The following is a 20,522-nucleotide window of genomic DNA, read 5'->3' as shown; positions in this document are numbered from 1 at the left end:
CCGGTCGATTACGCCGCGTGCAGCGATTTGAGGCGCGCCACCGTCTCAGCGTCCTCGGGATCCTTATCGTGGCGGACCGCCTGAAAGCGCGGAAATCGCAGCGCATAGCCCGAGGAGTACGTCGGCGAGCGCTGGATCTCCTCGTAGCCGACCTCGAAGACGACCGCCGGCTCGAGCGTGACTTCCTGGCCCGACTCGGCGGTGACGTGTGGCTCGAGTAGCTCGGTGAGTTCGGCGAGCGTTTCGTCCGTAATCCCGGTCGCGACCTTGCCAACGGTCTCGAGATCGCCTGTCGACTCGTTTCGAACGGAGAGTTCGAAGGTGCCGAGGAACGTTGCCCGTCGTCCCTCGCCCCACTCCGCGCCGGTGACGACGCAGTCGAGCGTCTCGACGTCGGGCTTTCGCTTGCGCCAGTGCTTCCCGCGGCGACCCGGTGAGTACGCCGAGCCGGGATCTTTGAGCATGATCCCCTCGTGGCCCGATTCGAGCGCCTCGGCGTCGATCGCTTCGATCTCGTCGGCGTCGTCCGTGATCCACAGCAGTGAGAGCCCCGGGACGTCTGCGGGCTCCTGTCCCGGACGCTCGGCGAGCAGTCTCTCGAGGCGGTCGTGGCGTTCCGTCAGCGGTTCGTCCAACAGGTCCTCGCCGTCGGCGTGCAAGCAGTCGAAAAAGACCGGCCGGACGGCAACGTCCTCGCGGGCCTTCGCAACGTCGTGTTTTCGGCGAAAGCGTCTGAGAACTTCCTGGAAGGGCAGGGGCTCGCCCGCGTCGTCGACCGCGACGACCTCGCCGTCCAGAATTACTGGTTCCGAGAGGTGTTCGTCGGCGAACTCGACGACCTCGGGGAGCGCGTCGGTGACCTCCTCCATGTTCCGGGAGAAGACGCGCGTCTCGCCCGGCTCGTCGGCCGCCGAGGAACCCTGCGCCGACCCGGCGTTGGGATCGTAGTGAACTTGCACCCTGGCGCCGTCGTACTTCCACTCCACTGCGGCTCGCTCCCACTCATCCAGGGCGTCGACGACGGTTCCCGCCTGCGCGAGCATCGCCTGGACCGGCCGGCCGATCGCTAAGTCCATCGCGTCGAGCCCTGCGAGCCCCTCGTCGCGAGCGACCCGGGCGACCCGCCCGTAATCGTTCGACACCTGCAGGGCGCGCTTGACCCGATCTTCGGGGACGTCGAACGCCTCCGCGATGGCGTCCCGGACCGTTCCCTCGCCGACGCCGATGCGCATCTCCGAGAGGACCAGTCGAGCGAGGTATCGCCCTTCATCGCTCGAACACCGGTTGAACAGGCCGAACAGCAGATCGACCTTGCGGTCCTGACTCCCTGATCCCGACGCCGCCGCGAGATCGACCAGTACGTCGGAGACGTCCCGAACGGTGAGGGAGTCAGCTCCGTTTCCGCCGCCATCCCCACCACCGCCAGTGAACGCGGCCAACCCCTGCTGGCCGCCAAACTCGTAGCTCGCTGCTACCTCGCCGATTTCGCCGATCTCGGCGAGTCGCTCTTCGACGTCGTCGGCGCCGACGTTCTTCCCGGCCGCGCGGGCAATCGCCTCGTAGCAGGCGCTCGGGCCGATGTCGAGCGTCGTCGAGTCCCAGGCCGGAAACACCCGCCCCTGGACGAACCGGGCGACGATTTCGACGTCCTCGCCCGCGGCCTCGAGGAGCCCCGTGACGTGTGCTCTGATCGCCAGATCCGCTGGCTCGGCGTCGATCGCGGCGGCGCGGTCTGCGAACGTGGCGAACTCCATCGGCGGGGAGTAGCCGCGGCGGTAGTAAAACGGTTCTGAGAACGCGGTGAAGTCGCCATAGAACGCCGGGCACCCGTCGAGTGCGTTTCAGACCGGCGCGCCCACCCGCCCTGCTGTGAGGGTCTGACGGGGTGATCCTCACACTCTGGGCGACTAGCGAAGGCGACGATACGCCCGCAGGAGAATTGAGGCAGCGGTTCCGATTCCGGGAACGCGCGAGGAGAGGGCGGCCGCGCCGAGGAGGAAGAGTCCGCTCGGGCGCCGGCCGCTCAGGAGCTCTCTCGCCGCGTCGATCACCGTCGTCGCGGTACTCGCTTTCGTGAGTGCGTCTGTCCGGTTGCTGGTCGCTTCTATGGATGTCGAAACGGCGGCGCCGAAAAAACGCGACCAGCCTGCACGTGCCGGGTACACCGAAAGAGCGAGTCGTCGCTCTCCGTTTCCTGGGAGACCCCAAGTAGACACGCACCACCACTCAGCGCTTACTCGTCGTACGCCGTCTCCCGGCTCGGATCGAGGACAAACGGTCCCTCCTCTGGGGTCCGCCTCGTCACGTTCGCCGCGCGGAGGACGTACGACGTGAGGACGGCGTACGGCGCCAGCGCCACGGTGTATGTGAAGCTGATGAAGATCGTTAACGGCGAGTAGCCGAGAACGGTCACGTTCGGGAAGAGGCCGGTGTCGAGTGCGAGCAACACGTAGCTGATCACGAGGATAATCGGCAACGAGACGGTGAGCAGCGTCGTCGAGAGATCCGAGAGTTCGAGCTTGTAGTACAGCGTCTTGAAGTACTCCCGGCTGACCATGAGCTTCTTTAAGAGATCTACGAGGTCCTCAATCACCGCCTGTTGCTCGTCAGAGAGCTCCTCCCCGTACTTCGAGAGGATCCGTCGTGACTGGTAGAGCTGCCAGGAGGAGTCGTAGTTCAACCCCGTGAGGAGTTCGTCTGTCGATCCTTTCGGAACGCGCTCCATCGTCGTCAGCACCTCGTCGGTGTTGGTCTGAATGTCTTCCTGCAGGCGGTCAATCTCCGCCTGACAGGCCTCACTCGCCACGCTGTCTACCGCCTGGAGATTCTCGGCTCGTTCTTCCATCGAGTGGAGGACGACCGCCATGAACTGGCCTGGCCGTGCCGGACTCACGTCGACGACGTCGCCTTCCTCGATCTGCTCTTGGAACGCGATGATCGTCTCGACGCGCTCTTCCTGGGTGCCAAGCGAGGTGAGCTCCTGGGAGATGCCGACCGCGGCGATCGAGACGACGATCGAGACCAGCAGAATCGTCCCCGACAGCAGCGTGTTGAACACCGTCTGGACCACCGTCGTCTCGCCTACCAGCTCCTGGAACTCGATCGGCCAGACCGCCCCCATCGCGAGCAGTGCGACGAAGACGAAACCGAGCAGCGCCGCCGCGACGCGCTCGCGACTGCCGTCGAAGAGGATCCACCGCGTGACCCTGTTCTCGTCGGACCGCCCGAGCAACCCCCGGTCACCGGCCCGGTCACGGGTCTCCTGAGAGATCGGATCATCGTCGTCGACCATCGATCGATCCCCGACAGTCTCTGCAGGTAAATAGCCGCCACCCGTCTCGTTCCGAGTAGGATGATTTAAAGGCGGTCCGACGCACACTCGGAGGTATGGCAGACGACGACCTCGCGACGCGGGTCGCCGACGTGCTGACCGTCGACGCCGCGACCTACCAGTCGCGAGTCGAGGAAGACGCCGAGACGATCATCGCCGCGTTAGAAGACGGCGCCTTCGACAACCCGCAGGCGATCGTCGGGCTCGAGTACGAGTTCTACGCGGTGAAAGCCGACGACTGTACGCTGCGTCGGATGCCCCGCCGCCTGCTCGAGTTGATCGGCTTCGAGAAGGAACTCGGGCTCCACAACGCCGAGATGACGACGAGCCCCCAGCCGTTAAACGCCTACGGGCTTCGCGCCCAGGAGTCGGAGGTCAAAGCACGGCTGGCGACGGCACTGGACGTGACCGACGCCGAGCGGATGCGCCTCGTCAGCGACGGCCTCTGGACGATCGCCCCCGAGGGCGAGGACGCGCGGACCTATCTCACCGACAGCGTCGAACGCAGCGTCGAGCGACCCGACGGGACGACCCGCCCGATCCGGATCGCGACCAACATGAGCGACTCGGCCCGGTACCACGCGATGGCGAACACCGACCGGGCCGAGTCGGCGGGGATGCACGTAGAGGCGCCACACGTCTCGCTCCGGGCCGACACGGTCATGCCCGAGAGCCTCATCACCTCGATCCAGCCCCACTACCAGGTACCCCACGCCAGTGACCTGCCGATTTTCTTCAACTACGCGCTACGGGTCGCTGGCCCCCTGCTCGCACTCGGCGTTAACTCGCCGTTCTTCCCGGCGTCGTGTTACGACGAGGGAACCACGCCGGCGGACGTCCTCGAGGACGGCTGGATGGAACACCGGATCAGCGTCTTCGAGACAGTGCTAAACGACGGCCAGACCGGCGACGGAAAGGTTCGGTTCCCTGCCGACCTGACGACCGTCGAGGAGGCGGTCCGGCGCGTCGTCGAAGACGACACCCTCGTTCCGATGCCGGTCGAAACTGGCGACCGGTTTGACGACCAGTTCGCTCACTTCCGGCGGAAACACGGCACCTACTGGCGCTGGGTGCGACCGGTCTTCGGCGGGGCGACCCGCTCTGCGGCCAACGCACGCATCGAGTTCCGGCCGATCCCTGCCCAGCCGACGGTTCGGGAGTCGACGGCGTTCCAGGCCGCGTTTGCCGGCCTGATGGAGAGCCTCACGCGACTGGAGCACCCGGTCGTCGAACTCGACTGGGAGCGCGCCCGGCGGAACTTCTATGCGGCGATGCGAGACGGCCTCGAGGCCGACCTCGAGTGGATCACGAACGACGGCCACGTGACGACCGACCACGAGGCCATCTATGCGGACCTGCTGGCCCACGCCGAGGACGGCCTCACCAACCGGGGCCTCTCCGAAAGCGAGGCCGCAACCTACCTCGCGCCGCTTCGCCACCGCGTCGACGAGCGGACGACCCCCGCCCGGTGGAAGCGCCAGCGGGTTCGGGAGGCCGTCGACGAGGGCGCCGACCTGGAGGGCGCGATCGCTGCGATGCAGCGCCAGTACGTCGAGTGTCAGTCAGAGACGCTTCTCGAGGGTTGTTTCGCCGACTGGGGCGACCGCTGACGATTGCACCACTCTCACTCCGCGATCGACGACGGCTGGGCCGCCGTCACCCCGCAATCGCCGCCGCCTACGCCCGTAACTGATTACCCGCCCCGGCGTCGAGAACTCGTATGATCACGTTCCTCTCCGGCGGTACGGGAACGCCGAAGCTACTCGACGGCCTCGGGGACGCCGTCACCGCCGACGAGGCAGTCGTCGTCGCCAACACCGGCGACGACGTCGAACTCGGCGGACTGTTCGTCTGTCCCGACGTCGACACCCTCCTCTTTCAGGGCGGCGAGGTCTTAGACCGCGAGACCTGGTGGGGGATCGATGGCGACACCCACGAGACGAACACCGAACTGCACGCCCTCGCCGAGGCAGCCGACCTCTCCGAGGGACCGCAATACCTCCCGCCCGAGCACCAGACCGTAGGGCGCCGGCTCGCGAACTGGCGGCGCTTCTCGGGCGTCGCGGAGTTTATGACGATCGGCGACCGCGACCGAGCAGTCCACATCACGCGCACGAGCCTGCTCGACGAGGGGTACACGCTGAGCGAGGCCACCAACCGGCTCGCCGATGCCTTCGACCTCGAAATCGACCTACGCCCGATGAGCGACGATCCGGTCGCGACGCTTGTCCACACGGACGGTCAGTCCTCGCCCTCCCAGCCCAACCCCATGCACTTCCAAGAGTACTGGGTTGGCCACCGGGGCGAGCCGGCCGTCGCCGACGTCGAGTTCCGCGGCGCCGAGGCGGCCGAACCCACACCCAGCGTCCTCGAGGCGCTCTCCGCGCCCGTGATCGTCGGTCCCTCGAACCCGGTGACCAGCATCGGCCCGATGCTCTCGCTGCCCGGCGTCCCCGAGTCCCTCGAGGAGACCCCAGTGGTCGCCGTCTCGCCGTTTCTCGGCGACGAGCCGTTCTCAGGGCCGGCGGCCGACCTGATGGCAGCGGTCGGCCAGCGACCCTCGACGGCCGGGCTGGCCGACGCATACCCGTTCGCCGACGCCTTCGTCGTCGACGAGGCCGACGAGACGGCGTTCGACCGGCCGACGGTCCGGACCGACGTTCGGATCGACTCGGCGGCGGACGCAGAACGGGTGCTCCAGGCGAGCGTCGACGCGGTAGATCTGATCGAGTGAGCCCCATGACGGCTTCCGATTCCGGTTCGACGACGGATCTCCTCCCCTTCCGACCCCGGCTCGCGCTCGCGAGCCTGAGCGGGCAGGCCGACGCCGCGTGGGCTCGTGCTGGCGCCCCCTACGCCGGCTGTGCCGTCCTTGGCGGTATCGCGATCGACGACGCCTCGCGCGCCGCCGCCCGCAAACTCGTCGCACGCGAGCGCGAGGAGTTCCTTCCCGACGATCCGCTCGCGTTCGTTGACACCCAACTGGCGACACTCTCCGAAAGCGCGATCCAGCCGGCGTTTAACGTCCGGAGCGCGACCAGCGATCAGATCCCCGCCGTCGCTCGGATCTGCCGGGATCGGGGAGCTCTCCTCGAGATCAACGCCCACTGCCGGCAGGACGAACTCTGTGCCGCCGGCTGCGGGGAGACGCTGCTTCGCGACACGGAGCGTCTCCAGCAGTACGTCGCACTCGCCGCCGAGACCGGCGCGACAGTGGGCGTCAAGGTTCGCGCCGAAGTCCCCGGCGTCGACCTGCCCGCGCTCACGGCGGCCTTAGAGGACGCGGGCGCCGCGTTCGTCCACGTCGACGCGATGGACTCCGAGGCCGTCGTCGGTGAGATCGTCGCCGCGACGGACCTGTTCGTGATCGCGAACAACGGGGTGCGTAATAGGGAGACGGTCGAAGAGTACCTGTCCTACGGCGCAGACGCAGTCAGCGTCGGCCGTCCCAGCGACAGCCCCGCCGTGTTAGCGCGCGTTCGATCGGCGCTGGACCAATCACAGGAGTTCGAGACGCCGCCGTAGGAGCCAACTGACCCGAAATACCCACCACTAAACCCCTCGCGTACCGACCATCTCCCATATGCGAACGCCAGCCCAGAACGCCGAACTCGCGCTCTTGCTCGAGGTCTGTGGCACGCCGAAGCCGGGAAACGTCGACCGACACCGAGACCTCGACGATCTCCGGTTCGAGCACTTCCTCGCCGGCGCGGTCGGCGCCCGCGAGGGCATAGAGCGGGCGGAGGCGGGGGATCCAGTTGGCGAGGCGTTCGAGCGGGCCGTAGAGGGAATGGCCACCCAGCGTGGCGGAAACACGCAGTTTGGTGCACTCCTCTTGCTCGTCCCGCTCGTCGCCGCCGCTGGCGAGGAACTGACGCCGGCACGCGCCGTCGAGGTCGCGACCGAGACTACCGTAGCTGACGCCGCGGCGTTTTACCGCGCGTTCGAGCACGTCGACGTCTTCGTCTCCGATCCGCCGCCGGACGCTGCGGACCTCGACGTCCGCCGCGGGCGCGAGGCGATCCCAACGCTTGAGGAAGAGGGGATAACGCTTCGGGACGTCATGGCCCGTGGCGCCGACGCGGACGACGTCGCCCGCGAGTGGACTACCGGCTTCGAGCGGTCGTTCGCGGCGGCCAAGCGCATCGCCGCAGCCGACGGCCCCGTCGCCGACCGGGCTGCAACGGCGTTTCTCTCCCTGCTGGCCGAGCGACCCGACACCCTCGTTGCAAAGCGCCGCGGCGAGGCCGTCGCAGCGGAGACGAGCGAGCGAGCGGCGCGGCTTCACGAGCGGGACTCCCTCCAGGCGGATCGAGACGCCGTCGAGGCGTTCGCAGACGAACTCGTCGAACGCGAGATCAACCCGGGAACGACGGCAGACCTCACCGCAGCCGGACTGTTCATCGCGCTCGAGCACGAAACGGTGGCCGTATGAGCGGTGCAGATGGCGACGACGGAGACGGCAGGGGGCCCACCGACGGCGACCGCGAGGGCGACGATGACGAGCGAGCAGCCTGGCCCGTCGCCCTCTCGGGCGTAACGGAGACGGTCGTGACCACGCTCGGCCCGAACGACCGGTGGAACGCGGCCGCGCTGGGTCTCTTCGCCGGCGAACCAGCCACCGCACGAACCTGGGGACGGACGCGGACGCGACGAAACTTCGAGGCCCGCGGCGAGGGCTACGTCCAGTTCGTCGACGACCCGGTCGCGTTCGTCGAGGCAGCGCTGTCGATCTCCGAACACGACGGGCCGGTTCTCGAGTCAGCGGCCGCCTGGGCTCGCGTGACAGTCGAGGAGGTCGATGCGGGGCGCGAGGACGGAACCGAGTGGCGCGAGTGGACGCTCGTCCCCGTCGAGGCGGACGTTCGCCGGGAGACAGTTCCGACGATCGATCGCGGGTTCGGCGCCGTCATCGAGGCGACGGTCGCAGCCTCGCGACTCGGCGTCGCCGGCTACGACGAATCCGCGCTGCGCAATCGGCTCGCACACCTCGAGTCGGTCGTCGAACGGGCCGGGAGTCCGCGAGAGCGAGAGGCGATGGCACTCGTGGGTCGTCACTCGGCGTGGAACAGCGCGTAGCCGGTGCGGACTCTCTGCCGGCGAAGAATGTGTAGCAAGTGGAGTTCGCGAGTGGGCCGCCGATCAGCCGAGAGTCGGCTGGCTCCGACGGGAACCACTAGGTAGCAGTTCGATCAGGGGAGGTTCGACATGTCTGGACCGTCGTCACTGTCGGTACCAATCGCATCTTCGTCCACCTCACAGTCGTCGACCGTGTCGTAGACGGGGCGTTCGTCGTTCCAGTTTTCGATTGTGCTTGCGTCCCACTCGATGCCAGTGTCCTCGACGAGGTCGAAGTCTTCGGGCGGTTCTCGGGCGTCGGCGACTTGCTCGTAGGCGTAGGTTAGCTCGAAGAGTTCCGGCTCGGACCACATCGGTCCGAGGAACTCCATTCCGACTGGAGCACCGTCGTCGGTGAAGCCGACTGGCATGGCGATCGACGGCCAGTCGAGAACCGGTGAGAGATGTAGGTTAGCCGGCCCCCAGCCCCAGCCATCAACCGTCGGAACGTCCCAGTTTCCTGGGTAAATAATCGCGTCGAGGTCGTTCTCGTGCATCTGCCTGAGGATGTAATGTTGTAACTGGCGCTGTTCGAAGAAGGGGTGAAGGAAGTCGATATCCTCTTCGAGCTCCTCCAGGCTGTCGGGATCCTCGATTGTTCCAGCCATGCCACAGCTTTCGAGCTCGCCCGTCGCGACAAGTTCGTCGAGGCTTTCGAACTCCTCGATGGTCTCGAGGTAGTTGTTCCAATCCATATGGGTATGGTCGCCACGGTAGGCATCGCTAACGAAGCCTCCCGACGGCGGCTCTAGATCCGTGACGAGGGTCGCACCTGCCATCGCCATATCGGTCAGGGCATCCTCGAAGATCTCGATGATGTCACTGAGGTCCTCGTCTTCGTCCTCGTCGTCTTCGTCCGGCACCCACTCGCTGTAGACACCGATACGCGCTCCTTCGAGACCGTCCTCGTTGAGGTAATCAGTGTACTGATTCCCGTCTGCGTGGGGAGTGTTCTCGTAGGATTCTAACGTGAGCGGATCGTCGGGGTCGACCGACGCCATAACGTCGAGTAGCAGCGCCGATTCCTCGACCGTATGCGTCATCGGGCCTGCGATGTCCTGGCTCGAGTGCAGCGGTGAGACGCCCTCACCGCTGACCAACTGCCTGGTGGGTCGGACGCCGACCAAGTTGTTCGCGAGCGCGGGAACGCGAACCGAGCCGCCGGTATCAGTACCGATGCCAATCGGGGCGTAGTTGGCCGCCATACCGGCCCCGGAACCGCCGCTCGATCCGCCCGCTGAACGCTCTAAGTCGTAGGGATTGTACACCTGACCCCCCATTGAACTTGACGAGTCGTACCCGAACGCGAACTCGTCCATGTTCGCCTTCGCGATCACGATACCACCAGCGTCGCGAATGTTGTCGACGATGGTCGCACTCTCCGGCGGAATCGAATCCTCTAGGGCGACCGCGCCAGTCGTGGTGGGGATATCGTCCGTGTTAATATTGTCTTTGACGAGGACGGGAATGCCGTGAAGCGGGCCGACCATCCCATCGGATTCGAGCGCATCGTCGAGCTCGGCGGCGCGCTCCATTGCGTGTGGATTGATCGAAATAACTGCCTGCAGATCATCTTCGTACGCGTAGATGCGATCGAGGTAGAACCCCACGACGTCTTCTGCGGTAAACACACCCTGTTCGTACCCCTCCATGATTTCGGCGGGGCTCGCATCGATCGGATCGAACCCTTCATCCGCGAGCAGACTGGCACAGCCGGCAAACATCCCGCTTGCAGCAACGGCACCGACAGTTCCAAGCATAGAACGTCGGCTCATTGAATACTCTTCTCCAGATTCGGGCTGCATTTGGTCTCTATCTCCCATTATTACTTCGCACTTGTCCGGTTCGATCTCACACGGATAAGTTTCCCGTATAACCAACAGGACATAATGAAGGTCAGTCAGAGTAGTATTAGCCAATATTACGCTCCTGAAAGACCAAACGAATGTTTGAAATTCGAGAACGACAGGGGTTCGTGAATACAAAGGGCGCCGAAAACACGAGTTCCCATAGTTCGGTGGTCTGGGAGTTGTGACTCGACCGTCCACCCGATCCTTGCAAGCTGGCCGCACTCGCAGACGAACCGTCGAGGATGTCACCGCGATTGTCCCGCGCTACGAGGGTGCGACCGGCGAGTGGAAATGGTGCCTATTAAGAGTCTCTGTGAGGATTCTCCTGTATGGCAATCAAACCGGCCTACGTCAAGAAGACCGGCAACCTGCTGCTCGAGCGATACCCGGACGCGTTCACTACCGACTTCGAGCAGAACAAAGACAGCGTCGAGAAGCTGACGAACATCGAGTCCAAAGGCGTGCGCAACCGCATCGCGGGCTACGTCTCACGCAAGAAGCGCGCCCAGGTCCCGGCCTAATTCTGCGAATTCGCGGTCGATACTGTAGTCAGTTTCACCCGTGAGTGACATCCACGGGAGGGATCCTGTCTGTGAGTCGATTCCGACGTCGTCGACGAACTCAGTGACCGTCGTCGCCCACGCCAGGTTCCATGTAGGCGCCGACGAACAGCGCCAGGACCGCAAAGCCCACACCGAAGGTCAGGATGACGAATCCCTCGAGAAGCGGCTCTTCACCCGGCACGAAGAGGTCGAGTTCCATGTAGACGTCGACGAACGCCAGGATGCCGACCAGTAGCGCCAGGACGCCGACGACAGCCGATCCGATACCAAACGTCCCGGCAAACGGGCCGATCTGTCTCTCTGCGGCGTTGCTCATCGGTCCCACCCCCGGCAAGGGAGCGAACTGTTTACGGTCGATCCGCCGACCCGGACTCCGTCGGTGCGAAGATCGTCGTGCATCGATCGATAGGTTCCGCTCGGGTTTCTTAATTTCTTCTATGCGCGTCGCTTCCGGAGTCCACCACCGACATCGCAACGGTGGCGACACACAGCAGGACCCACGAGACCACTGCGCAAAATCCAAACCGTTTTGCTCGCCCGACGCCCAGTCCTGGAAAATGGCAGTACGTGTTGGAGTACTCGGTGCGACAGGTGCCGTCGGACAGCGACTCATTCAGCTGTTAGACCCCCATCCCGACTTCGAAATCGCGGCACTCACCGCGAGCGAGTCGAGTGCCGGCGAATCGTATCGATCAGCAGCGAAGTGGCGCGTCGATGCGCCGATTCCGGACGACGTCGCAGAGATGACCGTTCAGGCAACCGAGCCAGAGGCAGTGCCCGACGACGTCGACCTGCTCTTCTCGTCGCTGCCCTCGAGCGTCGGCGCAGCGGTCGAACCCGCGTTCTGTGAGGCGGGCTACGTCGTCTCCTCGAACTCCTCGAACGCACGGATGGCCGAGGACGTTCCCCTCGTTATTCCGGAGGTCAACGCCGAACACCTCGACTTGCTCGAAGTCCAGCGCGACGATCGCGGCTGGGACGGCGCGCTGATCAAGAATCCCAACTGTTCGACGATCACGTTCGTCCCGACGCTGGCCGCCCTCGCTGAGTTCGGTCTAGAGCGCGTCCACGTCTCGACGCTGCAGGCAGTTTCGGGCGCCGGCTACGACGGTGTCTCCTCGATGGAGATCATCGACAACGCAATCCCCTACATCGGCAGCGAAGAAGACAAACTCGAGACCGAGTCCCGCAAACTGCTCGGCGAGTTCGACGGCGCTGAACTCACTCAGGACGACGTCTCCGTCGCGGCCTCCTGTAACCGCATCCCGACGATCGACGGCCACCTGGAGAACGTCTGGGTCGAGACCACCGAAGAGATCACCGTCGACGAGGCCGCTCAGGCGATGCGAGAGTATCCGTCGCTCGACCTCCGTTCCTCGCCGGATCCACTCATCCACGTCTTCGACGATCCCGAGCGCCCACAGCCGCGTCTCGACCGCACGCTCGGTGGCGGGATGGCGATTGCAGCCGGCGGCATCCGCGAGTCGACGTTTGGCCTGCAGTACAACTGCTTGGCCCACAACACGATGCGCGGGGCGGCGGGCGCCAGCGTGCTCAACGGCGAACTGCTGTTGGAAAACGGCTACCTCTAATCGCTCGCCGTCCCCTGCGGGAGCGCAACGACCGGGGTCGAGGCGTCTTTGACCATTCGCCGAGCGACGTCTCCGGTCAGTAACTCGGCTAAGCGATTGCCTTCTCGAGCCATGAAGACGACTGCATCGGCGCCGACCTCGTGAGCGCCGTCGAAGATCGTCTCGACGACGTCGGTTCCGTACAGGATCTCCGTGTCGACGGTTCCAGGGGCGTCCGAGAGGGGGCCGGCCGCCCGCTCGAAAATCTCCTCGGCGTACCCTTCCCGTCGTGTCAGGGGTGCTTTATCCAGGGCGTCCCCGCTCTTCTCGATGACGTTTACCAGAACGACGCGACTCTGCGGTCCGAGCCGTGGTGCGATCGCTGCGGCGGTTCGCTCTCCGTCGTCCGGGTCGGCCAGCGGGACGACGACTGTTCCGTCGAACGCGAGCGTCATCGACTCACCTCGAACACTGCGAGAGACGATACCACGACCCATTCAGTCACAAAATCGATCGACATCACGCGTCACTTCTGCGAGGAGGATTATAAATGCAAGCCGGCGATGGCCTTGCAACGTCGAGTTAGGTCCGCAAACAGCTGTGTGTCTGCTCGGTTTCGCGAGACAGTCTCCTTGCGGTGACCACACCGTTTTATCGATACAGGACAGATATCTGGCAATGCAGCCAGACGATGTGGAACGGAGTGATCCGATCGATATTCTGCTTGTCGAGCCCAATCCCGGCGATACCCGTCTGTTTACCGAGCAGTTCAAAGACGCAAAGATCATGAACACGGTCCACGCCGTCTCGGACGGTGAGGCGGCCCTCGATTACCTCCACCAGCGCGGCGAGTACGCCGACGAGTCGCGCCCGGACATCATCCTCCTCGAGCCCCAGCTTCCGGGGACCAGCGGCCAAGACGTCCTCGCCGAACTGGAAGAAGAGCCCACCCTTCGAGAGATCCCCGTCGCGGTGCTGACGAGCTCCGCCGCCGAACAGGAGATCGTCGAATCCTCCGGCATCGATACGCACACGTACATCCAAAAGCCGGTCGAACCCGCCGAATTTGTCGACCTCGTGCAGTCGGTCGAGGACTTCTGGCTCGCGATCGTCCAGCGAGCCCAAGAGGCCTAGGATCGGCGTGACTATCGCAGCGCGATCGTTCCCTCAGACGTGCTGGTAGGGACCGAGCCGTGTTCCGTCGACGAGGTACGCTTCGCCGTCTGTGAGCCCGTCCGGAAGAAACGGAGCCAGAAACGACTGGTCGGTGACGTTCACCCAGGTCCCTCCGGCCAGATCGTTGAACGCCGGCAGCACGACTAGTTTCGGGGGCGTTCCATTGTCGAGCCACGACAGGCTGGCGTACTCGTCTCTGCTGGCGAATGCGGCCGGATCGAGTCGTCCACGAAGCCAGACGGGCTCGACGCGGCTGCCGCCGACGGCATCCACCAGACGGACGCAGGGATGTTCGTGGCCGGCGCAGACGACCTCGGCCTCGAGGACTGCCGGCGACGGCCAGGTGTGGCCGTGACACGCGCCCAGCGGTCCCAGCCGGACGCCCTCGCCAGGTTCGATCTCGAGGGAGCTACCGGCGTCTGCGAGTTCGGTCCCGTCACTGTCGCCGAGCCAGCTCTCGATCGCGCCGTCGTGGTTGCCCTTGACGAGCGTAACCGAGAGCCCGGCAGGAAGCGACTCGAACAGCACCTCGAGTTCGCCACGCTCGGCGCCGCCGGGCTCGCCGATCGAGTGCATCAGATCGCCACAGACGACGAGTCGGTCGACGCCGGTCCGATCGACGAGCTCACACAGCCGCTCTCGGCGCTCTTGGGCGCGACTTGGTACGTCGACGCCACGCTCGTACCGTAGCCCCGCCTCGTAGCCCGCGTGGTAGTCGGCGATCACGAGCGCTCGCTCGCCGTCGAGATCGGCGATCGCCGCCCGCTCGCCGGGCACCGGTTCGAGCACGCCGTCGCCTTTCGGCCGGTTCGTCGCCATCGGTCCGCTCTAGATCGCTTTCAGCGTGTCGTCGTCGGGTTCGTAGCACTGTCCGCCCATCAGTGCGCTCTGGATCGCCTCCTCGACGTCCGATTCGGCGGCGCCGGTTTCCGCAGTAACGGTCTCGACGACAGCCGAGCGATCCGCACCCTCACCATCGTCGAGCTCGGACATCGTCTCGACGACGCGCTCCTGGAGGTCGATCTCCTCGTCTGGCTCGTCGGTAGCCCCATCCGACGCTGTTGTGTCGTCGTCCGGCGCTGGCGCTGCTTCCTCGTCCGGCTCGTCGGCAATCCCATCCGACTCCGGCACCACATCGCTATCTGACGCTGACGCTATGTCACTGTCTGACTCCGGCGCCACGTCTGTGTCAGCATCACCTGCTTCATCTGCTTCCGACGCCACTGCTGCGTCTGTGTCGGCTTCGGCGTCGCCTTCCACGGTCTCGCCCTCGAGTGAGTCCTCGGGCACGTCGATATCGGCTTCACCGGGCTCGTCGACGTCCGTCCCGGTGGTAAACTCCGCGCCGAACTCAGCTTCGATCTCCTCGCGTTCCTCGTCGTCCATCTCGTACATACCGCCGCCGTCGAAGTCACCGAGTTCGTCGTCTCCCTCGTCGACGTCGTCACCCTCGTCGAACGAAACCGACTCCGCGTCGGCGTCCGTCGACGAGTCCTGCCCGTCGGTGGCTTCGGTCCGACCCGACTCCGGCTCGGTGGCGTCGACCGATTCGGGCTCCACAGACGCTGCGTCGCCGGCGTCTGAGTGCTCCGGTTCGGAGGATCCGTCGGCGTCGACGTCGGGATCGAGACCGGCATCCGGCTCCGGATCGCCGTCGGGGTCGGGATCGGTCTCCGTGATCGATTCGGGCTCGGCCGCCGACGTGCCCTCGTCGTCGCGACCATCCGATTCGACTTCGGTCGCGGCGAGAGCGCCATCTCCGGCCAGATCGGCGAACGTCGCGCCATCCGCGGCGCTCGTCCCCGGCTCGACGTCGAGACCGGCGACCTGCTCGCGCTTGCCGGCGACGACTTCGACCGCTTCCGTCGCGAGGGCGCGGAGGGAGTCGAGATACGTCGGCGTCGTCCCGTAGTGGTCTCGGGCGAGTGCGACGCCGTCGGCGGCGCTGCGGTCGAGGCCCGCTTCGAGCAGCGCGTCGGTCAGTGCCTCCCCGTCGGCGTCGACGGCTGCCGCGGCCGCGTAGGTCTCGATGCGATCGTGCGTGCGTTCGGCCGCGTCGATCACCCACCGGTCGCGGGTGTCTGCGTCGACGGTCGCGATGCTCTCGGGTCGAATTGAGGTGTAGACCTGCTCCGAGTCGTCGGGCTGGAACGTCCGCGCTTTCCCCGTGACTGCGACGAACGCCGGCGGCTCGAGGGACTCGAGCGCCGCGAGGGCGTCGGGTTGGTACTGTCCGGCGTAGACGACGAACGCGCCCGTGGGATCGACGATCCGTGCGCGCAGCATGTCGTCGTTTACCGACGAAATCTCCGTTAGTGTGCCGACGACGAACAGGCGGTTCACCCGGGCGCCCGTCGGTGTGATCACGTAGTTCGGGGCTCGTTCCTCGTCACTCTCGGCGTACGAGAGGGAGGCATCGTCGTACTCGGCGGCCAGCAGCCGGTAGGCGACCTCGCGTCCCGGTCGGTCTTCCTGGGCGCTCATGCGATCACCTCCGGACAGACGTCCGGCGTACTCGCACTCGCGTGGCTCATGCGACCACCTCCGCGAGGAACGCACGGGCACGCTCGGCCGGATCGTCCTCACTCTCGACGAACGCACTCGCGTCTAGGTTCGCGCCGTACTCGTCGACCGAGAGGTGACCCCGGACGCGGTACTCGCGGCCGACGATCTGCTCACGGATCGTGTCGGCGACCGCCTCCTGGTCCATCGCGTCGCGGGCCTCTTGGCGGGCCGCTTCCAGCCCGCCGCCGTAGACCTGTTCGGTCAGTTCGTCGTCTAAGATCGCGGTGACGGTCCCAGTTCCGTCGTCTAAAATCGCCTTCACCCGGAGGTCGTCGACGCCGTCGACGCTTCCGTGGGTGCGACACTGCCCCTTCTGGATCACGCGATTACATTCTGGGCAGCGCTGGATCAGCCCGGAGCCGTCGCGGACGGCGATGAGGTTGCCGACCAGTTCGACGTCGTAGACGCCACCGGTCGCGACCGCCTCGCCGATGTCCATCGTTTGGGCGTCGCTGCCGACCTCGATCTCCCGGTCGACGGGCGTTACGGTCGAAAACGCCGAAACGTTGACTTCGGGGACGCCCCTGAACTCCCGGACGTAGGCGTTCTCAATTGTTACCGAGGCCCCCTCCTCGATTAGGGGTGAGGGGTCCCAGTTGGTAAAGGGAAGGCGGCCGGACTCGTCGCCGAAGACGCCGCTGATGATCTCCGTCTCGCCGTCCCGGCCGTCGATCGTTCGCCGCTCGGCCTCGACGACGACGACCTCAACGGTTCGTGCCCGGTCGCCGGTCTGCAACTCAGCGAGCTCGGCGTCGCCGCCAACCTCGTAGGGCACCTCGAGGGGCTCCTCCTGGAACGAGAGCGCGGTGCTCTCGCCGAAGTTGAGTTCGGGCTCGCCGTCCCACTCGCGGACGCCCGCGTTGCCCGCGGTGATCGTGTCTCCCGGCGAGAGACCGAAGTCCTCCCAAGCGGTGTAGTCGATGACGCCGTTTCCGTCGGCGAGCTCGCCCTCAACGATGACGTGGTCCGATCCCTGATACCGGATGGAGCGCTCCCCGGCCGTCAGGACGACGCCGGTGACGCTTACCGAGCCGTCGTCGGGATCGATCTCCGTGATCTCTTTCGTCTGCGGGGCGCCACCGCTACCGCCAGTCCCATCGCCGTACTTGCGGCGAAGACTTCCCTTCGCCTCGTCGATCGGAACGCTGTACTCCACCAAGTTTCGCAGGTCTGCCGTGACCTCCTCTTTGTCAACACCGAGGTCGGAGGCGAGTTCCTCGGCATGATCTTCGAGTTCCATCACCGGCTCTTGGGCGGGAGGGGCCAAAAACGTTCTCGGCCGCGGACTACTTTCAGGTGTAGCCGACCGATAGGGAGAACCTATCAGTAATACCGAAACTCATATATCCCGTATTGTTGGATGGGTGATCGATGACCGAGAAACGGGCACCGGGGGACGCTGACGGGACATCGACCGCTCCTAGTGGGACAGAATCCGAGGAAGGGGGTGCGACACATCACCTGGCGGTGGCGCTCGAAAATGCGACCGACCCGGACGCGCGGTACCACCTGCGGGAGGCGATGCAGCTACTTACGGAATGTCGCGACAGGTGACGCGGGAGCGATACCGCGACTAGCTCTCCTCGCCGAGCAACCCCATATCCGCCGCGACGAGATCTGCCAGCGAGTCGGCGACGTCGGGATCGACGGTCGCCAGCTCGTCGCCGTCGTGTCGCTGCTCGTTGTGGCGTTCGAGTGTCTCCGCCAGCGTAGAGAGCGGAATCCTCGCCTCGGTGTCACACGTCTCACAGACGATTGGGACGTGAGGGTCGTCTTCTGAGCCCATAGGTCGCGATTTGCTCCCGACAAATAAAAGCAGACCTGGTTCGCCCACCCGTCTCGGCGCCCCCTCCCGAATCGGCGGTCGATCGGGCACTGGATTCTTAAGCCGCCGTATCTGAAAGAGCGTATGCACGTCCTCGTCAATGCGGCGATGAGCGCCGACGGGAAGCTCTCCTCCGTCCGACGCGAGCAGGTTCGGATCAGTGGCGACGAGGACTTCGCTCGCGTCGATCGGCTTCGCGCCGAGAGCGACGCCGTCGTCGTCGGGATCGGGACCGTCCTCGCGGACGACCCCCACCTGACGGTGAAAGATTCTGCCCTTCAAGAGGAGCGTCGAACGGCCGGCAATCCCGGACATCCGGCACGGGTCGTGATCGACTCGCGAGCCCGAACGCCCACCGACGCCGCCGTCCTCGACGAGGCGGCGACGACCTACCTCTGTGTCGCCGACGCCGCGCCGGTCGAGCGCCGGATGAACCTGGCAGATCGGGCGACGTTCGTCACTGCAGGCGACGAACGAGTCGACCTGCTACGGGCGTTCGCCGCCCTCGAGAACGAAGGGATAGAGCGGCTGATGGTCGAAGGCGGCGGCGAACTCATCTTCTCGCTGCTCGACGTCGGCCTGGTCGACGAGCTGACGATCTTCGTCGGCCCACAGATTATCGGCGGGCGCGACGCGCCGACGCTCGCCGACGGCGACGGCTTCGTCGCGGACTACCCCGAACTCACCCTCGAACGGTTAGAGCGCGTCGGTGACGGGGCGCTGTTGGGCTGGGAGGTCGTCTACTGACCCGTCACGCCTGCTTCGCCTTCTCCGCGAACTTCTTCCGCACCTTCTCGACCTTCGGCTGCGCGTGCATCCGACAGTACGCGTCAGAGGGGTTCTTTTTGAAATAGTTTTGATGCTTTTCCTCCGCACCCCAGAACTCGTTTAATGGCTCCACCTCGGTCACGATCTCGTCGTCGTAGCCTCCTTCTTCATCAACCGCCTCTATATACGCCTCGGTCAACTCTCGCTGGTCATCGTCCTCGTAGAGAATGATGGAACGGTACTGGGTGCCCACGTCCGGGCCCTGGCGGTTGAGTTGTGTCGGGTCGTGAACGGTGAAGAACACGTCCAGCAGTTCGTCGTACTTGATGAGCTCTGGGTCGAACTCCACCCGTACCACTTCAGCGTGTCCTGTGTTTCCGGTACAGACCTCGCGGTAGGACGGGTCTTCGGTCTCACCGCCGGCGTAGCCGGAGGTAACGGACTCGACACCGCCGAGTTCTTTGAAAGCGGCCTCAACACACCAGAAGCAGCCGCCGCCGAACGTCGCTGTCTCAGTCATACTGCTCAATAGCACCGCGGGCCGTATGTACCTGACGAGCGGTTTGAAGGAACTAGGACAACTACTCTTCTCGGACTGTTTTGCCCCACTAAACCGCCGAATCTGTTCCGAAAAGCGAGAGAACCTGCAAATTCCGTTCACGGGCACAGTTCCGAAAATCACCAGAGGCATATCTACACCAGTACCCACCAACGTACAGATCGCTTCAATCAGCTAGCCGGTTGTACACCCGCCCGAATATGTATCCCAAGACGAACGCATCGATGAACCCCAGTACTGTACCCCAGATGAGGTCTCCGGGTTCTCGACTGTACCCCGGGTAGATGTCTTCTAACAACACGCGCCATCGCTCTCCATACTCCGTGCCAGCCAGTAGTTCGAGAAAGGCGACTAGTGTTCCCCATATAATGCCGGTTGTGAGTGCGAGCGCACGTGTATCGACCTTTCCAGCCATAGTGACAACTTCTCTCGGGATATCCTTAAATTTGTAAGCAGTCGTTCGAGGACGTACGCGCCTGCTGGTTACTCGTCCTCGACGGGTGTTTTCACGATCGACACGGGTCGTTCGGCCATATTGGCGACGCGTTCGGCAACGCTTCCAAGTAGACGACGGTACTCGCCGGATCGGTTCTTCGAGCCGATAACGGTCAGATCGATATCCGCTTCGTCCATGTAGTAGAGGATTTCCGCGTGTGGAACGCCATGACGGATGACCGATTCTGTCTCGACACCTTCATTTTCGGCTCGATCAGTGGTTTCTTCGACGGCATCCTGTCCGGCCTGTTCGAGAGCCTTCTCCAAGCCTTCGAATTCGTGGACGTATTCGTCCCCGGGATACGAACTGTACGCCTCAGAATCGACGACGTAGAGGACGTGCAACTCCGCATCGTACCGTTGGGCGGCATCAATTGCGTGCTCAATTGCCTGATCAACGCCGGGGCTCATGTCCGTCGGCAGCAGTAGTCGATCGTACATCGTGTACCCTATCTCTCCGACTGGGGCCAAATACCTATGTCCCAGAGCTGTCGATCTCGCCGGGTGTGACGGCTGGCTCGGAAGTGGTACTATAACCACCAGGATCACTTCGAGAAGCAACGCGAGGACGGTCACAGCACCAACGCGTACTGCTCGATGTACGCGGATCCGAAGGTCACGAAGGTTAGAGAACAGTTCGTCACAGCGAAGCAGCAACACCGTCACGTGGGCCGGTCGAGCGCCCAATCGAGAGCGTCCCA

Annotated in this window: 23 protein-coding genes; 10 read left to right on the top strand and 13 right to left on the bottom strand. The window is 64.6% G+C overall.

What is annotated here, in order from left to right; all coding sequences use genetic code 11:
- Positions 1–8 precede the first annotated feature (8 nt).
- The 3 genes from OB905_03015 to OB905_03005 form a co-directional block, all read right to left on the bottom strand.
- Positions 9–1,754 (bottom strand): ATP-dependent DNA ligase, encoded by a 1,746-nt coding sequence (locus OB905_03015; protein ID MCU4924957.1) that lies wholly within the window; start codon positions 1,752–1,754, stop codon positions 9–11.
- A gap of 153 nt (positions 1,755–1,907) precedes the next feature.
- Positions 1,908–2,108, bottom strand: a complete 201-nt coding sequence (locus tag OB905_03010) for a hypothetical protein (protein MCU4924956.1) — start codon at positions 2,106–2,108, stop codon at positions 1,908–1,910.
- A gap of 125 nt (positions 2,109–2,233) precedes the next feature.
- The gene (locus OB905_03005) at positions 2,234–3,292 is read right to left on the bottom strand and encodes a hypothetical protein (GenBank protein ID MCU4924955.1); all 1,059 of its coding nucleotides are present in this window, start codon (positions 3,290–3,292) and stop codon (positions 2,234–2,236) included.
- A 95-nt stretch (positions 3,293–3,387) separates the two neighbouring features.
- On the opposite strand from OB905_03005, the gene OB905_03000 reads away from it, so the two are divergent.
- The 5 genes from OB905_03000 (at position 3,388) to OB905_02980 (ending at position 8,410) form a co-directional block, all read left to right on the top strand.
- Positions 3,388–4,941, top strand: a complete 1,554-nt coding sequence (locus tag OB905_03000) for a hypothetical protein (protein MCU4924954.1) — start codon at positions 3,388–3,390, stop codon at positions 4,939–4,941.
- A gap of 110 nt (positions 4,942–5,051) precedes the next feature.
- Positions 5,052–6,065 carry a 2-phospho-L-lactate transferase gene (gene cofD / locus OB905_02995; protein MCU4924953.1) on the top strand — a complete coding sequence of 338 codons (1,014 nt, stop codon included), beginning with the start codon at positions 5,052–5,054 and terminating at the stop codon, positions 6,063–6,065.
- Positions 6,066–6,070: 5 nt separating this feature from the next.
- A complete protein-coding gene (locus tag OB905_02990) occupies positions 6,071–6,856 on the top strand; it encodes a tRNA-dihydrouridine synthase (GenBank protein ID MCU4924952.1) in 786 nt (261 codons plus the stop codon).
- A gap of 58 nt (positions 6,857–6,914) precedes the next feature.
- Positions 6,915–7,766 carry a triphosphoribosyl-dephospho-CoA synthase gene (locus OB905_02985; protein MCU4924951.1) on the top strand — a complete coding sequence of 284 codons (852 nt, stop codon included), beginning with the start codon at positions 6,915–6,917 and terminating at the stop codon, positions 7,764–7,766.
- Positions 7,763–8,410, top strand: coding sequence for a DUF447 family protein (locus OB905_02980; protein MCU4924950.1), 648 nt, complete (start codon positions 7,763–7,765; stop codon positions 8,408–8,410). The genes OB905_02985 and OB905_02980 overlap by 4 nt, the downstream gene beginning before the upstream one ends.
- Positions 8,411–8,523: 113 nt before the next feature.
- Here the strand turns inward: OB905_02980 and OB905_02975 are convergent, their stop codons facing one another.
- A complete protein-coding gene (locus OB905_02975; GenBank protein ID MCU4924949.1) occupies positions 8,524–10,224 on the bottom strand; it encodes an amidase family protein in 1,701 nt (566 codons plus the stop codon).
- Positions 10,225–10,628: 404 nt separating this feature from the next.
- Between OB905_02975 and OB905_02970 the strand changes: the two genes are divergently transcribed.
- Complete coding sequence (locus OB905_02970) at positions 10,629–10,820, top strand: 30S ribosomal protein S17e (GenBank protein MCU4924948.1); 192 nt, start codon at positions 10,629–10,631, stop codon at positions 10,818–10,820.
- 100 nt (positions 10,821–10,920) lie between these two features.
- Here the strand turns inward: OB905_02970 and OB905_02965 are convergent, their stop codons facing one another.
- On the bottom strand, positions 10,921–11,178 hold the full coding sequence (locus OB905_02965) for a hypothetical protein (protein MCU4924947.1): 258 nt from the start codon (positions 11,176–11,178) through the stop codon (positions 10,921–10,923).
- Positions 11,179–11,419: 241 nt separating this feature from the next.
- Between OB905_02965 and asd the strand changes: the two genes are divergently transcribed.
- Complete coding sequence (asd, locus tag OB905_02960) at positions 11,420–12,454, top strand: aspartate-semialdehyde dehydrogenase (protein ID MCU4924946.1); 1,035 nt, start codon at positions 11,420–11,422, stop codon at positions 12,452–12,454.
- On the opposite strand, the gene OB905_02955 is transcribed toward asd, so the two are convergent.
- Positions 12,451–12,888 (bottom strand): universal stress protein, encoded by a 438-nt coding sequence (locus OB905_02955; protein MCU4924945.1) that lies wholly within the window; start codon positions 12,886–12,888, stop codon positions 12,451–12,453. The two genes, asd and OB905_02955, sit on opposite strands and share 4 nt — an antisense overlap.
- A gap of 223 nt (positions 12,889–13,111) precedes the next feature.
- Here OB905_02955 and OB905_02950 point away from each other — a divergent pair, with 223 nt between their 5' ends.
- On the top strand, positions 13,112–13,567 hold the full coding sequence (locus OB905_02950) for a response regulator (GenBank protein MCU4924944.1): 456 nt from the start codon (positions 13,112–13,114) through the stop codon (positions 13,565–13,567).
- Between the two features lie 33 nt (positions 13,568–13,600).
- Here OB905_02950 and OB905_02945 read toward each other — a convergent pair whose 3' ends face one another.
- Genes OB905_02945 through OB905_02935 form a run of 3 tightly spaced genes read right to left on the bottom strand, consistent with a single transcriptional unit; the run spans position 13,601 to position 17,414 of the window.
- Positions 13,601–14,428, bottom strand: coding sequence for a metallophosphoesterase (locus OB905_02945; GenBank protein ID MCU4924943.1), 828 nt, complete (start codon positions 14,426–14,428; stop codon positions 13,601–13,603).
- Positions 14,429–14,437: 9 nt separating this feature from the next.
- Complete coding sequence (locus OB905_02940) at positions 14,438–16,093, bottom strand: hypothetical protein (GenBank protein ID MCU4924942.1); 1,656 nt, start codon at positions 16,091–16,093, stop codon at positions 14,438–14,440.
- 46 nt (positions 16,094–16,139) lie between these two features.
- On the bottom strand, positions 16,140–17,414 hold the full coding sequence (locus OB905_02935) for a Single-stranded DNA binding protein (protein MCU4924941.1): 1,275 nt from the start codon (positions 17,412–17,414) through the stop codon (positions 16,140–16,142).
- Positions 17,415–17,545: 131 nt separating this feature from the next.
- Here OB905_02935 and OB905_02930 point away from each other — a divergent pair, with 131 nt between their 5' ends.
- Entirely contained in the window at positions 17,546–17,728 is a 183-nt protein-coding gene (locus OB905_02930) for a hypothetical protein (GenBank protein MCU4924940.1), read from the top strand.
- 19 nt (positions 17,729–17,747) lie between these two features.
- On the opposite strand, the gene OB905_02925 is transcribed toward OB905_02930, so the two are convergent.
- A complete protein-coding gene (locus OB905_02925; GenBank protein MCU4924939.1) occupies positions 17,748–17,960 on the bottom strand; it encodes a hypothetical protein in 213 nt (70 codons plus the stop codon).
- Positions 17,961–18,083: 123 nt separating this feature from the next.
- Here OB905_02925 and OB905_02920 point away from each other — a divergent pair, with 123 nt between their 5' ends.
- Positions 18,084–18,746, top strand: a complete 663-nt coding sequence (locus OB905_02920; GenBank protein ID MCU4924938.1) for a 2,5-diamino-6-(ribosylamino)-4(3H)-pyrimidinone 5'-phosphate reductase — start codon at positions 18,084–18,086, stop codon at positions 18,744–18,746.
- Positions 18,747–18,750: 4 nt separating this feature from the next.
- Here the strand turns inward: OB905_02920 and msrA are convergent, their stop codons facing one another.
- From msrA to OB905_02905, 3 genes are all read right to left on the bottom strand, one after another.
- Positions 18,751–19,287 (bottom strand): peptide-methionine (S)-S-oxide reductase MsrA, encoded by a 537-nt coding sequence (gene msrA / locus OB905_02915; GenBank protein MCU4924937.1) that lies wholly within the window; start codon positions 19,285–19,287, stop codon positions 18,751–18,753.
- A 205-nt stretch (positions 19,288–19,492) separates the two neighbouring features.
- The gene (locus tag OB905_02910) at positions 19,493–19,741 is read right to left on the bottom strand and encodes a bacteriophage holin (protein ID MCU4924936.1); all 249 of its coding nucleotides are present in this window, start codon (positions 19,739–19,741) and stop codon (positions 19,493–19,495) included.
- A 68-nt stretch (positions 19,742–19,809) separates the two neighbouring features.
- Positions 19,810–20,262, bottom strand: a complete 453-nt coding sequence (locus OB905_02905) for a universal stress protein (protein MCU4924935.1) — start codon at positions 20,260–20,262, stop codon at positions 19,810–19,812.
- Between the last annotated feature and the right edge of the window lie 260 nt (positions 20,263–20,522).

The sequence above is a fragment of the Halobacteria archaeon AArc-dxtr1 genome (assembly GCA_025517425.1).
In the GTDB taxonomy this organism is placed as follows: Archaea; Halobacteriota; Halobacteria; order Halobacteriales; family Natrialbaceae; genus Halostagnicola.
The sequence above is the reverse complement of the archived record's forward strand: the minus strand, read 5'-3'. Positions and strand labels throughout refer to the sequence as shown.